14 protein-coding genes are annotated in these 14,661 nt (G+C 60.8%); 4 read left to right on the forward strand and 10 right to left on the reverse strand.

Annotation, left to right across the window (positions count from 1 at the left end; translation table 11 throughout):
* The coding region (locus VMV64_RS08205) for a helix-turn-helix domain-containing protein (RefSeq protein ID WP_325329467.1) at positions 1-514 on the forward strand (514 nt) is incomplete at its 5' end.
* Positions 515-563: 49 nt separating this feature from the next.
* Here VMV64_RS08205 and VMV64_RS08210 read toward each other — a convergent pair.
* Both VMV64_RS08210 and VMV64_RS08215 read right to left on the reverse strand, forming a co-directional pair.
* Positions 564-3,059, reverse strand: a complete 2,496-nt coding sequence (locus VMV64_RS08210) for a glycogen/starch/alpha-glucan phosphorylase (RefSeq protein ID WP_325329468.1) — start codon at positions 3,057-3,059, stop codon at positions 564-566.
* 56 nt (positions 3,060-3,115) lie between these two features.
* Positions 3,116-4,120 carry a sodium:calcium antiporter gene (locus VMV64_RS08215; RefSeq protein ID WP_325329469.1) on the reverse strand — a complete coding sequence of 335 codons (1,005 nt, stop codon included), beginning with the start codon at positions 4,118-4,120 and terminating at the stop codon, positions 3,116-3,118.
* Positions 4,121-4,175: 55 nt separating this feature from the next.
* Here VMV64_RS08215 and VMV64_RS08220 point away from each other — a divergent pair, with 55 nt between their 5' ends.
* From VMV64_RS08220 to VMV64_RS08230, 3 genes are read left to right on the forward strand one after another with little or no spacing between them, the layout of a single operon-like run.
* Positions 4,176-4,499, forward strand: a complete 324-nt coding sequence (locus VMV64_RS08220; RefSeq protein ID WP_325329470.1) for a thioredoxin family protein — start codon at positions 4,176-4,178, stop codon at positions 4,497-4,499.
* Positions 4,496-5,053, forward strand: coding sequence for a 1,6-anhydro-N-acetylmuramyl-L-alanine amidase AmpD (gene ampD / locus VMV64_RS08225; protein WP_325329471.1), 558 nt, complete (start codon positions 4,496-4,498; stop codon positions 5,051-5,053). The genes VMV64_RS08220 and ampD overlap by 4 nt, the downstream gene beginning before the upstream one ends.
* Before the next feature lie 43 nt (positions 5,054-5,096).
* Positions 5,097-5,792: a Crp/Fnr family transcriptional regulator gene (locus VMV64_RS08230; RefSeq protein ID WP_325329472.1), complete on the forward strand. Its 696-nt coding sequence runs from the start codon at positions 5,097-5,099 to the stop codon at positions 5,790-5,792.
* 178 nt (positions 5,793-5,970) lie between these two features.
* On the opposite strand, the gene purU is transcribed toward VMV64_RS08230, so the two are convergent.
* The 8 genes from purU to VMV64_RS08270 form a co-directional block, all read right to left on the reverse strand.
* Positions 5,971-6,828: a formyltetrahydrofolate deformylase gene (purU, locus tag VMV64_RS08235; protein ID WP_325329473.1), complete on the reverse strand. Its 858-nt coding sequence runs from the start codon at positions 6,826-6,828 to the stop codon at positions 5,971-5,973.
* Positions 6,829-6,859: 31 nt separating this feature from the next.
* Complete coding sequence (locus tag VMV64_RS08240; RefSeq protein ID WP_325329474.1) at positions 6,860-8,065, reverse strand: efflux RND transporter periplasmic adaptor subunit; 1,206 nt, start codon at positions 8,063-8,065, stop codon at positions 6,860-6,862.
* 207 nt (positions 8,066-8,272) lie between these two features.
* Positions 8,273-8,752 carry a hypothetical protein gene (locus tag VMV64_RS08245; RefSeq protein ID WP_325329475.1) on the reverse strand — a complete coding sequence of 160 codons (480 nt, stop codon included), beginning with the start codon at positions 8,750-8,752 and terminating at the stop codon, positions 8,273-8,275.
* 49 nt (positions 8,753-8,801) lie between these two features.
* The gene (locus VMV64_RS08250; protein WP_325329476.1) at positions 8,802-9,140 is read right to left on the reverse strand and encodes a hypothetical protein; all 339 of its coding nucleotides are present in this window, start codon (positions 9,138-9,140) and stop codon (positions 8,802-8,804) included.
* Between the two features lie 11 nt (positions 9,141-9,151).
* Positions 9,152-11,140: a C1 family peptidase gene (locus VMV64_RS08255; protein ID WP_325329477.1), complete on the reverse strand. Its 1,989-nt coding sequence runs from the start codon at positions 11,138-11,140 to the stop codon at positions 9,152-9,154.
* Positions 11,141-11,159: 19 nt separating this feature from the next.
* The gene (locus tag VMV64_RS08260) at positions 11,160-12,113 is read right to left on the reverse strand and encodes a peptidoglycan-binding domain-containing protein (RefSeq protein ID WP_325329478.1); all 954 of its coding nucleotides are present in this window, start codon (positions 12,111-12,113) and stop codon (positions 11,160-11,162) included.
* A 175-nt stretch (positions 12,114-12,288) separates the two neighbouring features.
* A complete protein-coding gene (locus VMV64_RS08265) occupies positions 12,289-13,800 on the reverse strand; it encodes an FtsX-like permease family protein (RefSeq protein WP_325329479.1) in 1,512 nt (503 codons plus the stop codon).
* Between the two features lie 5 nt (positions 13,801-13,805).
* Positions 13,806-14,648 carry an ABC transporter permease gene (locus VMV64_RS08270; protein WP_325329480.1) on the reverse strand — a complete coding sequence of 281 codons (843 nt, stop codon included), beginning with the start codon at positions 14,646-14,648 and terminating at the stop codon, positions 13,806-13,808.
* Positions 14,649-14,661 lie beyond the last annotated feature (13 nt).

The raw sequence follows: 14,661 nt of genomic DNA on the forward strand, positions 1-14,661 counted from the left end.
CATCATCAGCGCCACTCACCAGGATCTGGTGCAATGCGTGGAGAGCGGGAAATTTCGCCAGGATCTGTTTTACCGGCTCAACGTAATCGTGTTGAAGATGCCGGCTCTGCGCGAGGTCCCGGAGGACATCCCGTTGCTTGCCGGGGAGATACTCAAGAAAGTGGCGTGTCTGAACACCGTACCGCCGAAATTAAGCCTGACGGCGTTGAAGGAACTGCGGGAATACGATTTTCCGGGCAACGTGCGTGAGCTGGAAAATATCCTCGAGCGGGCGATGGCGCTGACTGCTGGCGGCGAGATCTGTCGCGAGGATTTACAGCTTGCGGTGAAGCAGCCGAAAGACAGGGCGCAGATGAAGGGCTTGCCGCTGCAGGAATACCTCGATGCCGTGGAAAAAGAGGTGATTCTGGAAGCGCTGGAAAAAACCCGTTTCAACAAGACCGCTGCAGCCAAGCTGCTTGGGATCTCTTTTCGAGCGTTGCGATATCGCCTGGAGCGGCTGGGGATGGATTAGTGATGGGGAATGAGTAAGGGGATAAACTTCCTGCCTCACCCCTCACCCCTCACCCCTCACCAAGCTCGCTCAGCTCTGATTTAACCCCCCAGATTTTCTCCGCATATTCCCTGATGGTGCGGTCGCTGGAGAACTTGCCCATACCAGCCACGTTGAGGATTGCCTTGCGTGCCCACTCCGCGGGGTTGCGGTAGAGCGCTTCGATTTTTTCATGGCATTCGGCGTAAGCGGCGTAGTCGGCGAGCAGCATGTAATGGTCGCCACCGTCAGTAAGCGCGTCGATGATCGGGAGGAAGCGGTCGGGTTTATCCGGCGAAAAAAAGCCTGAGCCGATCATCTCCAGCACCTGTCGTAGTTCCTCGTTGCGATAGTAGTAATCCCAGGGGTTATAGCCCTTGTTCCGCAGTTCGGCGACTTCCGCCGCATTCAGCCCGAAAATGAAAATGTTGTCCGCGCCGACTTCGTCGCGGATCTCGATGTTGGCGCCGTCCAGGGTGCCGATCGTCAGTGCGCCGTTCAAGGCGAGCTTCATGTTGCCGGTACCGGATGCTTCGGTGCCGGCGGTGGAAATCTGTTCGGAAACGTCGGCGGCAGGAATGATTTCCGAGGCGGTGGTCACATCGTAATTGGGAATGTACACCACCTTGAGCAGATCCCTTGCGGCCGGGTCATTGTTGACGATATCCGCCACGTCATTGATCAGCTTGATGATCAGCTTGGCCCGCGTATAACCTGGGGCTGCCTTGCCGCTGAAGATCACGGTGCGTGGCACCCGGTCGGCCGTCGGATTGGCACGGATGCGGTTGTACAGCGTGACCACATGGAGCAGGTTGAGCAGTTGCCGCTTGTATTCGTGGATGCGCTTGATCTGTACGTCGAACAGGGAGGCGGGGTTGACCTTGATGCCCAGTTTTTTCTCGATTATTTTGGCCAGCGCCTCCTTGTTGGCCTGTTTGACTTGGCGGAATTTCTCCTGGAAGGCCTTGTCGGCGGCAAACTTCTTGAGCTTGTTGAGCTGATCCAGATGGGTGACCCAGTCGTCGCCGATGTGCTCCGTGATTAGCCCGGCAAGCCCGGGATTGATCTGATTGAGCCAGCGCCGCGGTGTAATTCCGTTGGTGATGTTGATGATCTTGCCTGGATAGAAGCGGTCGAAGTCCCGGAAGATGGTCTGGCGCATCAGCTCGGTGTGGATTTGCGCCACGCCGTTTACCTGATGGCTGCCGACGATAGCCAGGTGCGCCATGCGGACGCGCCGCCCGTTGTCTTCATCGATGATGGACATGCGCTTCAGCAGTTCCACGTCGCCGGGATGGCGGTGGCGGACATCGTTCAGGAAGCGCTGGTTGATTTCGTAGATGATTTGCAGGTGGCGCGGCAGGATCGTCTCGAACAGGACGGTCGGCCAGGTTTCCAGGGCTTCCGGCATGAGCGTGTGGTTGGTGTAGGAGAAGGTGCGGGTGACGATGTTCCAGGCACGGTCCCAGTCGAGGTGGTACATATCCAGCAGGATGCGCATCAGTTCGGGAATCGCGATCGAGGGGTGGGTGTCGTTGAGCTGGATCGCCACCTTGTCGGGCAATTCATCGAAATTTTTGTGGAATTTATTGAAGCGGTAGAACATGTCCTGCAACGAGGCGCTGACGAAAAAATATTGCTGCTTCAGGCGCAGTTCTCTGCCCATCGCCGTAGTGTCGTCGGGATACAGCACCTTGGACAGGTTTTCGGACTGGTTCTTGTCCTCCACCGCCTTGATGTAGTTGCCCTCGTTGAAATATTGCAGATCGAAATCCCGTGATGCCTTGGCCGACCATAGCCGCATATTGTTCACCGATTTGCCGCCATAACCCGGTACCGGCGTGTCATAGGCCATCGCCATGACATCCTCGGTATCCACCCAGTGGTGGTGCGGGCTGCCATCCTCGCCGACGTATTCCAGCGCCCGGCCGTAAAACTTGACCGGATAAAGCACTTCCGGGCGCGGAAATTCCCAGGGATTGCCGTAGCGCAGCCAGTTGTCCGGGTGCTCCACCTGCCAGCCGTTTTCGATGCGCTGGTTGAACATGCCGTATTCGTAACGGATGCCGTAGCCGTAGCTTGGCAGGTCGAGGGTAGCCATGGAATCCAGGAAGCAGGCAGCCAGGCGCCCCAGACCGCCGTTGCCGAGGGCGGCATCGGGTTCCATTTCGCGCGCCATGTCCAGGTCCAGGCCAGCGTCAAGCGCGGCTTGGTGGCAGCGATCCAGATGCCCGATGTTGAGCAGACTGTTGGTCAGAGACCGGCCGATCAGGAATTCCATCGACAGGTAATAAATCCGCTTGGCGTCGGCACGATAGTAGCGCCGCATGGTCTCCATCCAGCGCCCGGTCAGCTGGTCGCGGGTGACATGGGCAAGCGCGAAGAACCAGTCGCGGGGGGTAGCGGTGAAATGGTCCTTGCCGACGGAATAGGTGAGGTGGTTGGCGAGCGCGTGGCAGAAAGGCGCCGCGTCCTTGTTTTTCGCTATTTGAGGGGGTGGGTCTGAGGCTGCCGGTTTCCTGTCCATTGCGGTAACTCCCGTGTGTACGGGCAGATTACCGCTAACCAGGATGGGGGTAAAGCTTAAGCTAGAACAATTACCAGGTAGGTGATGTACATCGCGCCGTTAATGGCCAGATGCCAGACCTTGATCTGCCCGCGGCTGATCATGATGCGTATCCATAGTGCGGCGAGCAGGGTGATTACGATGCCCGCGAGCACTTCCTGGCGCGGTTCCCATGGGGTGAGCATGATACCGATGGCCGGCAGCAGGGTGCCCTGGAATACCATTGCGCCGGTGATATTGCCGAAGGCCAAGGTGTCCTTGCGCTTGCGGATCCACAGGATGCTGTTGACCTTTTCCGGCAGTTCGGTGGCGATCGGGATGATCAGCAGCGACAGCAGCAGGGGAGAGATGCCGAGCAGGCTGGAGGCATTCTCCACACCATGGATAAAGCCTTTGGCGCCGGCCACCAGCAAGGCCAGGCCAAGGGCAAGCTGGAATAGGATCATCGGCATGCCTTCCGGCAGTCCCAGACGGCACAGGAACATCTTTTCCTGTGCCTCGGTGCCATGGCCTTCCTTGACCAGATGGGCGGAAGCGCGCAGGGTGAGCATGATGTAGACGAAGTAGGTCAGCACCAGGGTGAAGCCGATGGCAGCGCGGATCGCTGCCTGCTGGTGCGGCACGAACAGGGCGATGGCGGAAAAGGCAAAAGCCGCCAGGAAAAAATTCAGGTCGCGGGTCAGGCCGGTCCGCTCCGGCGTGAAATGACCGTGGACGCCACGTTTTTTCAGCACCGCCAGCGCCATCAGGGAGATCGACAGGGTGGACAGCATCAGCGGTGCGCCGAGGATCGCGCCGACGCCGATTTCCTCGTTGAGGCGGGTGTCGGCGGTACCCGCCATCAGGGCCAGGAGAGGCACCATGGTTTCCGGCAGGGCGGTGCCTATGGCGGCAAACAGCGAACCGGTGACGCCTTCCGAGATCTTCAGCTTTTCGCCCAAATGCTCTAATGCGTTGGTAAATACCTCGGCGGCAATTAAAATGACGATCAACATCAGGAACAGAGTGGCAAAAGTGTTCATGGGTGGCTTCCCTGAAAAAACGTGGCGCGATTATAGCATTGTGCGATTTACAAACTTGACCGAATTCGATTTCTACCCGCGACTGGCGCAAAGCCCGGGCGTCAGCCTGGTGCTGTTTTCAGGTCCGCACTGCGGCACATGCCGCAAGGCCGAGGCCGTATTGCCACAGGCACTGGCAGGCACGGTGGCGCATTTGTTCAAGGTGGATGTGGAAAAAAGCATCGCCCTGGCGCGCGAGTACGAGATATTCCATTTGCCTGCGCTGCTGCTGTTCGTGGACGGCCATTTTCATGCCGGGATACATAGCCCGCTACTGCCTGAAAAACTGCAGCAGGCAGTGGAGAAGGCCTTAACATTACCTGCCGAGGAGGCACCGTGAAGATAGACAAGTCAGGATTCCTGCAGGGCGCGCGCTTCATTGCCTCGCCCAACTGCGACGACCGGCCGCCTGAAGTGGAATTCGACATTCCGCTGCTGGTGATCCACAACATCAGCCTGCCGCCGCGCAGCTATGGCGGCAGCGGCGTGATCGACTTTTTCACCAACCAGCTCGATATCTGGCAGCATCCTTATTACGAAATGATCGCCGATCTCAAGGTTTCCACCCATTTTTTCATCCGCCGCGAAGGCGAGGTGATCCAGTTCGTGTCGTGCAACAAGCGTGCCTGGCATGCAGGCGTGTCGAGCTGGCACGACCGTATTCGCTGCAACGACTTTTCAATCGGCATCGAGCTGGAAGGCAGTGACAGCGACCCGTTTACCGATATCCAGTACGAGAAGCTGGCGGAACTGACGCGTGCAATTCAGGAGGCTTACCCGATCAAGGAGATCGTCGGCCATTCGGACATCGCCCCGGTGCGCAAGACCGATCCGGGGCCGTGCTTCGACTGGCAAAAATACCGGAACCTGATCGCCGTCGCAGGGTCAAATTAATGAGTTTATTTCCCTCGGAGTCCAACTTGAACCATTATTGCGCATGAGCAAAACTTTATTGCCCGGCGGTTCCGACTGCGTCAGCTGCAGCATCCGCCAGTCGGTCCTGTTCGCCGGACTGGAAATCAGTGATTGCGAGAGCATACACCGCCCGATCGACGACATCGCGCTTGCCCCGCATCAAGTGCTTTACCGGGCAGGCGATCCGGCGCAGGCGGTGTTCACCATTCGCAGCGGCTTGCTCAAGCTGGTTCAGTATCTGCCGGACGGGCGCCAGCGCATCGTCCGCCTGCTCCGCGCCACCGATGTCACCGGCCTGGAATCGTTGCTTGGCCAGCCCTACCAGCATGACGCCATTGTTTTGCAGCAGTCGGAGGTTTGCCGCATTCCGCTGGAAGTGATCCAGCGGCTGGACCGGGATAATCCCAAGCTGCGCAAGGAATTGATGGTGCGCTGGCAGCGCGCGCTGGACGAGGCGGATGCCTGGCTGACCCAGCTCGCCACCGGCAGCGCCAGGGCGCGCATGGCTCGTCTGCTGCAGCGTCTGGCCAGCGGCAGGGAGGACGGCGCCTGCGAGCTGTTCGGGCGCGAGGACATGGGCTCGATGCTCGGCATTACCACCGAAACGGCCAGCCGCATCATCGCCGAATTCAAGCGCAGCAGCGCCTTGCAGGAAATTCCCGGCGGCGTTTCGCTCAAATGTGATACTGCCGCACTCAACAAGATTGCCGCCGATTGAGAATTGTCAATGACGGCGCTTTCCCTTCTCGGCTAGCATAACCCTATCGCGTTCGCTCCCAAGGCGGCGCGCCAGACCCTTTGTTGGGTTGTCCTCCTCCGAACCGCCGCGAGCGGTTCTTTTCCCGCCTGTCACCCCCTGACAGGCGGTTTTTTTGTCTGAAAATAAAGCCGTTGGATTAGTCGAAAATCACCGTCTTGTTGGCATACAGCAGGATGCGATTTTCGATGTGCCAGCGGACCCCGCGCGACAGCACCATCTTCTCCAGGTCGCGGCCTTTCTGGATCAGGTCGTCGATCGCGTCGCGGTGCGAGATGCGGGCGACGTCCTGCTCGATGATCGGGCCGTCGTCGAGCACTTCGGTGACGTAGTGGCTGGTTGCGCCGATCAGCTTGACGCCGCGCTCGAAGGCGCGGTGATAGGGCTTGGCGCCGAGAAAAGCGGGCAGGAAGGAATGGTGGATGTTGATGATGCGGTTCGGGTAGTGCCGGATGAAGTCCGCCGACAGCACCTGCATGTAGCGCGCCAGCACGATCAGGTCGATATGGTGGTGGCGCAGCAGGGCGAGTTGGGTCTTTTCCGCTTCCGCCTTGCTGTCCTTGTGTACCGGGATGTGCTGGAACGGGATGCCATAGGAATCGGCGATCCATCGGGTGTCGTCGTGGTTGCCGATGATCAGCGGGATGTCGCAGTGCAGTTCGCCGGCCTGATGGCGGTAGAGCAGATCGACCAGGCAGTGGTCATAGCGCGACACGAAGATCGCCACCCGCGGGCGGGAGGCTGATTGCGCCAGATGCCACTGCATCTGGAATTTCTCGGCGATCGGCGCGAAGTGCTGCTCGAACTGGCCGATTGCCAGATCGAAATCGTGCAGATCCCATTCCACGCGCATCAGGAACAGGCCCAACTCGCTGTCCTGATGCTGGTCGGCGTGCAGAATATTGGCGTTGTGGCGGTAGAGGAAATCGGCGATGCCCGCGACCAGGCCTTTGCGGTCGGGACAGGAAATCAGCAGGATGGCGGTGTTTTTAGTCATTATTGTTACAGAAAATTGCCGAAAAAATTAATCATACACCAGCAGTAACCTTTATGCGGAGGCCGTCCCTGACTGAGTCGCCGGGATGCACGATGACTTTTTCGCCGGGTTGCAGGCCCTTTTCCACCACTGCCTCCAGCCCGCCACGCCGGCCCAGTTGCACCACGCGCCTGGCGGCCTTGCCATTGACGACGGTGAACACCGCCCATTGCCCCCCGTCGCGAAACAGTGCACTGACCGGCACTTTGATCACATTATCGAGGCTCGCCACGATGATGCTCGCGTCCACCTTGTAACCATCGCCGAGCGATTGCCATTTTTCGGCGGGAGAGGTGAGGTCGATCACCACGTTGACGCGCTGCTCCTCAACCCCCAAGGCGGAAACCTTGGTAAAGGCCGCCGGCTCCACCCGCCTGACACGGCCTTCGAGCGGCTCCGCCCTGCCCCAGCGCAGGAGCCTCACCGGGGAGCCCGGTTTGATCTGTACCGCGTCGGTGCTGAGTACATCCACCACCACTTCGAGCTCGGCGGGTTGGCCGACTTCCAGCAGCGGCGCACCCACCGCGACGGTGGCCTCGCTTTCCTGCACCACCTTGAGAACTTGGCCGGCAACCGGAGTGCGCACTTCCCAGCGCCTCCCCGAGGGTTTTCCGGCTGTTCCCTCGCGAACCTGTAGCAGGGCAGCGCGGGCGACTGCCACGTCGTGTGCGGCGGCATGATCGGCGTAGCGGGCGGCCTCCAGTTCGCGCAAGTTGATTTTGGTCTCAAGTTCAACCTGTTCCAGCTGAGCGGCCGAAACGAAACCTTGCGCAGCCAGCTTGCGGGTACGCTCCAGATCGGCGCGGGATTTGTCCAGCGCCGCCCGCGCACGTTCGACGGTGGCCGCGGCGCGCAGTCGGGTGGCTTCAGCCGCGCCCACGCGTTCGGTGAGTTCTCGTTCGGTGCGCACGTCCAGCAGGGCGGGCGAGCTGGGGTCGATAGCCGCCAGCACCATGCCGGCCGTGACTGCGTCCCCGGCCTTGAGAGTGATCCGCTGGAGCTTGCCGGCGAGCGGGGCGGAAACCACGTAGCGTTCGCGCACCCGGGTTTTGCCATCATCCTCGATGACCTGCTCGAAGTGGCCGCGCGTGACTTCAGCGACTTCCACCAGCACCGGTTGCGGACGGAATGCCATGACCAGCGCACCGACCAAGGCGACAGCGAGCAGGACGAGCAGTGTTTTTTTTGTCCACGTCATGTTTGAATTCTAACAGCCTGTCGGTTTAAGGAAGCAATAAACCGGATTGCCAGGGAGTTGCTGCGGATTTTCATGGGTTTTATTCTTCTGTTATCAGGGGTCACTGTGAATGCCGGGGGATTGCCTCCTCGCCAGCGCCACCAGATTCCGTCTGCCTGCCGGCAGGAAACGGCGCCGACATGAATGCCTCTGTTTTTTCTCACCCGTTTAGGTGCTGGGTTTTCCCCGGTTGATGGAGCCGAACAGATAGCCGGCTACCGCGCCCAGAATGCCGATCGCAGCGGTCAACTGCTGCTCGGTGTCCGCCATGATCACGAGCAGGATGGTGCCGAAAATGATGAAAATCAAACCGGTCGCGCTCACAATGTGGGATGCCGAATAGGCGGCTTTGGCGGTGATGAAGCGCAGCACGATAAACAGTGAAACCAGCGCCAGCGCGCTCAGGATGATGACCTCGTACAGCTTGTCGTCCTCCTGGCGCATCCTGAACTCATGGGCAAGCTTGTCAGCCTGTGAGTACGTGTCGATGACGGGAGCCGGCGACTGAGCTACGCTAGTGCCGAGCGCCGCCTCATAGTCGCTCATGGCTTCGAGTTGCTTGACGTTGTTGTCTGCGGCGCGGCAGACCGCGCTTGCCGAAAACAGCAGAAATAGTCCCAGCCAGATCACAGCCCAAGCTTGTTTCATGATGGCTCCACTAGCCTTAACAACCCGCGCTTCAACAGATATTTCAGGTTCATTTCGCTTCTCGCACTATCTGCAACAGCCGCAGATAGTGCTGTTCCTCGTCCACGCGGCCGGATTCGATGGCTTGATCGCGGCTGCGCTCGAAGGAGCGGGCGAGTTTGTCGCGTTGCGCCGGTTTAAGGCCTTTAGCCTTCTTCTCGAAGTTCTGGTAGTAGGCTTCGCTGACCCGGGGGCGCACTGCTCGCTGCTCCATCTGGCGCTGCTCGATCTTGGGCGCGGCCTGCTGGGACGGAAGCGAGTAAGGCCGCAGTTCCGCCCCCACCGACGGCAAGGGCGCCATGCAGGCCAGCATGGTGACGACGGCAAAACTCCGGGATGAGGCGTTCATGCTGTTTTCCTTTAGCTCAATTGCAGCCTGCGCGCCCGCAGCGATGCGGGGGTGCGGGCAAATTCAAATGGCGCTTGCGACATGCCCTGGCCGAGGATACGTGCCAGGGTAGCGAGCACTGTCGGCTTGTCGTCGTCGAAATCGCCGTGGTGGCGTGACGTGGAATGGATGGGTGAGCCGTCCTCGGCAGTGTTCGGTGACCGTACCCAGTCGGCTTTGCCGTTCTTAAACAGCGCGGCGAGTTCGGCGTCGGTGTGGATGAATTTCTCCATCCCCAGGATCGGCTCGCCGTCTTTCTGGAACAGTGGGATGCGCTCGCGCTCCTCGAAGGCGTTGGACACCAGATACAGCAGCGATTTGTGGTAGATGTTGGCGCAATGGTCGTCCTGCTCCACCTGGTCGGTGAGCGTGAAAAGGGCGAAGCGCTTGATGCCGCCGCTGTTGACTGCCGGCAGGTAGGCCTGCTTGAACAGATCGACGGTGCAGGCAGGCGCCCACAGGGTGCAGGTTTCGACCTTGCGGCCCAGGCCGGTCGCACCGCTCATCGGGCCGGCGGCGATCTTTCCTTTGGCAGTGAGCAGCTGGATGATCGGCGCATTGAAAATGCTGCCCGCGCTGTGTCCGGCAAAGTGGATTTCGATTGATGGATCCTGCGCCAGCAGCTCGTTCAGGTGGCCGAGCGCGATGCGTGCCCCGCCATTTTCGTTCTTCATGGCGAACAGGCCGTTTTCCTTCATCTCGCTCCACATCGCCTTGCCGCCCAGCATCCGGGCCAGCGGTTCGAGGGCGTCGTCCAGCCGATCGAGCATGAAGTCCTTGGCCGCATCGAGCAACCCTTCCGGGCGGCGCCGTCTGTGGGCGTCTTCCAGGATATTCTTGATCGTGGTCCAGGCATCGGTCTTCCAGCTAAAGGCCAACGGGTACACTTCCGCCTCCAGCAGCGTTTTGCGGTAGTCGGCAACGCGCTGGATGGCTGATTCCTCGTTCACCAGCCCGCCATGGGCGTAGATCAGCAGGCGTTTCTTTTTCCAGCTTTTGGTGATGCGCGGGAAATCCTGACTGATGATCTCTTCCACGTCCGCAGCGGATGTGCCGAAGGTGCCGCTGGTGCGCAGTTTTCCGTCATTGCCGATGCTGATGATGTGCGGCCGCAGGTCGGGATAGGAAAAGGTCTTGGCGCGCGCGATGCCGGCATGGCGCGGCGCGACGCCCTTCACGGCGCCTTCCAGCACCACCGGCGCGCCCAGCCGGGCCACCCACACGTCGGTGCCGTTGGCGAGCCAATCCTTGTAGGTGACCAGCGCGTAGCCTTGCTGCCCCCAGCCCGAGCCCCACGAATTCTGGATCCAGAAGCCGCGCTCGTCAAAGGCGACGATGGCGAACGCATGGCCACCCAGTATATTGTCCTGCAGCGGGATCACGCCGTTTTCACCCACCGCTTCCCAGCCCGAATGCACGGCGGAGGTGGAGTACAGGATGCCGACTTCGGCCAGAGCCGCGTGCATCGCCACCAGATCCTGGTGGTTGACACGGAAGTAGGCTCCCAGCGGACGCCCTGCTGCATCTGTGACGCGCGCCTCGGTCAGTCGCGGATCGGGTTTTTTTGGATCGTAGGGCCACACCGGTGCAGCGCAGACTCCGTGCTTGTGCCAGCCCTTCATCGCGCCGCGCGCGCTGGAACCGTCGTACTTCTCACCCGGCCATTCGTCGTAGCGCTTGGCCATTTCATACAGCATGCGCGGGCTGACCGAGTCATCGCCCTTTACTTCCTTGCGCTTGCGCAGCAGGTAATTGGCCACGGTCGCCAGCCCGAAGCCGGTACAGGCGCCTTCCTGGCCTTGGTCGAGAATGGGCACTTTCACTTTCGCATAGTCTTCGATGGCGATCCGCTTCGGCACTTCGATCAGCGTCGCCTCGTACATCTTGTCGCGAAAATCCATCGTGTCCGGCCGGACGTTATAAACCCGCTGTACGGCCCGCTTTGTTTTGCTTTTTGCCATGATCGTCAAGCTCCTTTGGTCATTTGAGCTGGATGCCAAACTGTTCTTCCAGGTTGTAGCGGACGCTGTGCACCATGCCTTCGCCCTTGGCGATGCACAGCTTGCGCGCGCGCACGTCCTCGACCCAGCGCGGGTTGGCGGCCTCGGCGCGGCGGCGGGCGATGATTTTCATCTTTTCCACCTCCAGCGCCTCGCGCGGCAGATCCGGCGCCAAACCGTCGAAATCCGCGAGAATCTGCGCTTTCACGAGGCTGCCGATGCTGCCGTTCTGCACCTTGATGTCGAACATCAGCGCCGTCGCGCGTTGCGACCACAGCCCGTAATCGGCGCAAAGCTCGACCGCCGCCCGGTACAGCGCGCCGGCGTATTTTTGCTCAATCGCTTGGAATTCCCCGGTTCTTCCCAAGCTTTTTAACATGCCGCGCCACGGTTCGGTAATGAAGTGTTTGACCGGGTGCTGGATGCTGGTTGCGAAACTCATCAGCTCGCGTTTGTCGGCATCGAGAGCCGCCGTCAGCACGCCGTAGCGTTCCCGGAAAATAGACTGAACGATGTCGGGGTGCTGCCTGATCATGTCCCTGAGCAAGGGCTGGAGCGAATCCTGGCCGAAATTCCACTGGCATACGCCGAAGCTGATCCCCTGGCCGTCGAAATCCCCGCTCAAGCCCGCAAAACAGTCGGGGAAGCCGGAATCGGTTTCGAACGCACCGGTCAGCGCCAGGCAGCGATAGTCGAGGGGTTTGGCGAACAGAGAGGGGACCGGAATTTCGGTATTGAACAGTGCGTTCCAGGTAATGGAGCCGACCGCGCCATCCACTACGAGACCGGTATTCTGCTGGAAAGCTTTGACCGCCGCTTCGGTGCCGCCGCCGAAGGCGCCGTCGATCGGGCCGCGGTAAAGCCCCAGTGCTTGCAGCCTTACCTGGATCTGCTTGACTTCTTCTCCGCTGGAGCCGAGCCGGTAGGTGGCCATGCGGTTCCTCTTGTTTATGAAGTTGATATAAATATAGTTCACTTCTGGTGGCCTGTCGGCCTTACGGCCGGCTTGAGGAACCAACCCAATCTGATCGCCGTGGGTGCGATGAATTCCCACGTTTTTTCACCTTGTTATCTGGTGTCCGCTGGGGATGTTGACAGGGATTGACCTCTCATTCCCTCGTCTTCAATACTGCCACCAGATCCAGATGATCCACCCGGTGTCGCACGATCATCGAACTTGCCACGCCGGCGGCCAGGATGGTGAGGGCGGCGTAGGCATAGGTGCCGGAGGTGATGATGACCGGGAAGGTGATGGTCTCGGCCTGTATCATGGAGACGATCAGCACCGACAACAGATAGCCCAGCCACAGGCCGAGCGGGATCGCCAGCGCGATTTCAATCGCGAGCTCGCCCAGCAGCAGCCCCGAAACCTCGTTACGGGTGAAACCCAGCACGCGCAGGCTGGCCAGTTCCCAGGCCCTTTCCGCCAAGGCGATGCGGGCGCTGTTGTAGACCACGCCCACCGCGATCGCGGCGGCAAAAGCGGTCACGATGGCGGTGAAAAAAAGCAGAAAGCGGGCGTTGGTTTCGCGGAAGCTGCGCAGCAGTTCTCCCTTGATGGAGACGGTGGCGACCTGGGGCATTTCCTTGAGGCGCGCATAAAACGCTTTTGCCTGTGCCGGATCCAGCGTCAAAGCCACGGCAGAGATGGATTCTCCCTCGCCCATCAGCCGGTTCAGGGCAGTGATGTCCATGTAGGCGGAGAGGCCGACCAGGTCGTTGACGACCCCGGCAACCACGGCTTCGCGCTTGGCGCGGGTGGCTTCGAGGGATTCCAGCATCAGCCGGTCGCCGGGTTTGACCACCAGCCGTTCCGCCAGTCGCTGGGAGAGCAGGATGCCGTCGGGGGGCAGGGGCACGCGGTGTAAATCGGTATCCAGCAACTGACGCAGTTTCGCATCCGGGGGGAAGCCGGACACGGCGGTGCGGTAGGTGTGATGGCCGGCACGCAGGCGCACCGGCACGGAGCGCACCTCCTCGGTGCGCAGCACGCCGGGCAGGCGGCCGATTTCATGCAGGGCGCTGCGGGCGACCGGATTGACGAACACTACGTTCACATCGCCCCGGTCAGCCATGGAGAACTGGACATCGATCAAGTAGTTCACCGAATCCCGCCAGAAGGTCCCGGACACGAGGATGGCGACCGAACAGGCGATGCCGAAGGTGGTCAGCAGGGTGCGCAGCAGGCGGCGTTCCAGGGTGCGGATCACCATCCGCGCCTGGGGTGAGAGCAGATGCGCCAGGCCGAGCCGTTCCAGCAGCATGCGCCGGTAACGGGTCGGGGTGGGTGGGCGCATCGCTTCCGCCGGTGCCAGGGACAGGATGCTGCGCACGGTGCCGAGCGCAGCGCCCACGGCGGCGGCCAGGCTGATGCCTGAGGCCACCAGGGCAATCCATGGCTGGATGCGGTAGGTCAGGCGCGGAAAGTGGAAAAACACGGTGTACATCGCCGTCATCTCATAGCCCATCCAGGCGCCGATGCCGAAGCCGAGCACGATGCCGGCCAGCACGATCGCCAGCACCAGCTTGAGGTAATGGGCGGCGATGGCGAAGTCGGCGTAGCCGAGCGCTTTCAGGGCCGCGATCTGATCCCGCTGGGTGGCCACTTGGCGGGCCAGCACCACGTTCAGCAGGAATGCCCCACACTGAGGAAAATGGTGGGAAAAACCGTGGCCATGGTTTTTTGCTGGTTGATCTCCTGGCTCAGGATGCGGTGCGAGTTCTGGTCTTTGCGGCCGTAAGCACTGAGGCTGCCGTAGGGTTCGAGCAGGTGGTCGAGGGCGTCGATCACCGCCGCCTCGCTGGCACCCGGCGTCAGGCTCAGCGACACGCGGTTGAATGCGCCCTCCATGTCGAAGGCACTCGCCAGGCGCTCGCGTTCCATCCAGAACACGCCGAAGCCCTTGTCGTCGGGGATCTCTCCGCCGCGCGAGGCGAAGATGTATTCCGGCGACAGCACGATGCCGACGATCGAAAGTGATTCGCGCTTGCCGTTGAGCAGAGCGGCAATGTGGTCGCCGAGTTTAAGCCCACGGGCCTTGGAGAAGCCCTCCGAGACCAGGGCTTCGTTCCTTTTTCCCGCTTCAGGCAGGCGGCCCTGGCGCAGAAACAGGCGGTTCAGACGGGGCTGGCGGCTGCTTTCCAGGCCGATCATGCGACCGATCACCGGCTCGGCCACGTCCGGGATGTCCAGGGTCACATCCTGCACCACGGTGGTTTCCACCGCAGCCACCCCCGGCAGCTCGACAATCTGCTGCTCCACCGGCCGGGGTGCGCGCTTGACGTCGGCGAACACCTGGGCGAAGCGTGCGCTCTCATAATAGGAATGACGCGACCATTGCAGCGAGTCGTAAGTGGAGAGGAGGGCGATGAAGGAGCCGATGCCCGAGGCTACCACCAGGGCGATGGTGAACGCCTGGCTGCGCATCTGCCAGAGATCGCGCAACAGCTTGCGGTCGAGGGCTTTCATTCTGGGTGATGGG

It is taken from the genome of Sulfuricella sp., from assembly GCF_035531155.1.
Taxonomy (GTDB): domain Bacteria; phylum Pseudomonadota; class Gammaproteobacteria; order Burkholderiales; family Sulfuricellaceae; genus Sulfuricella.

Coding starts and splice junctions, on each gene's coding strand:
- VMV64_RS08240 (WP_325329474.1), bottom strand. CDS start 8,065: ATGACGTGGACAAAAAAAACACTGCTCGTCCTGCTCGCTGTCGCCTTG.
- VMV64_RS08260 (WP_325329478.1), bottom strand. CDS start 12,113: ATGGCCACCTACCGGCTCGGCTCCAGCGGAGAAGAAGTCAAGCAGATC.
- purU (WP_325329473.1), bottom strand. CDS start 6,828: ATGACTAAAAACACCGCCATCCTGCTGATTTCCTGTCCCGACCGCAAA.
- VMV64_RS08210 (WP_325329468.1), bottom strand. CDS start 3,059: ATGGACAGGAAACCGGCAGCCTCAGACCCACCCCCTCAAATAGCGAAA.
- VMV64_RS08270 (WP_325329480.1), bottom strand. CDS start 14,648: ATGAAAGCCCTCGACCGCAAGCTGTTGCGCGATCTCTGGCAGATGCGC.
- VMV64_RS08255 (WP_325329477.1), bottom strand. CDS start 11,140: ATGGCAAAAAGCAAAACAAAGCGGGCCGTACAGCGGGTTTATAACGTC.
- VMV64_RS08245 (WP_325329475.1), bottom strand. CDS start 8,752: ATGAAACAAGCTTGGGCTGTGATCTGGCTGGGACTATTTCTGCTGTTT.
- VMV64_RS08250 (WP_325329476.1), bottom strand. CDS start 9,140: ATGAACGCCTCATCCCGGAGTTTTGCCGTCGTCACCATGCTGGCCTGC.
- VMV64_RS08215 (WP_325329469.1), bottom strand. CDS start 4,120: ATGAACACTTTTGCCACTCTGTTCCTGATGTTGATCGTCATTTTAATT.
- VMV64_RS08230 (WP_325329472.1), top strand. CDS start 5,097: ATGAGCAAAACTTTATTGCCCGGCGGTTCCGACTGCGTCAGCTGCAGC.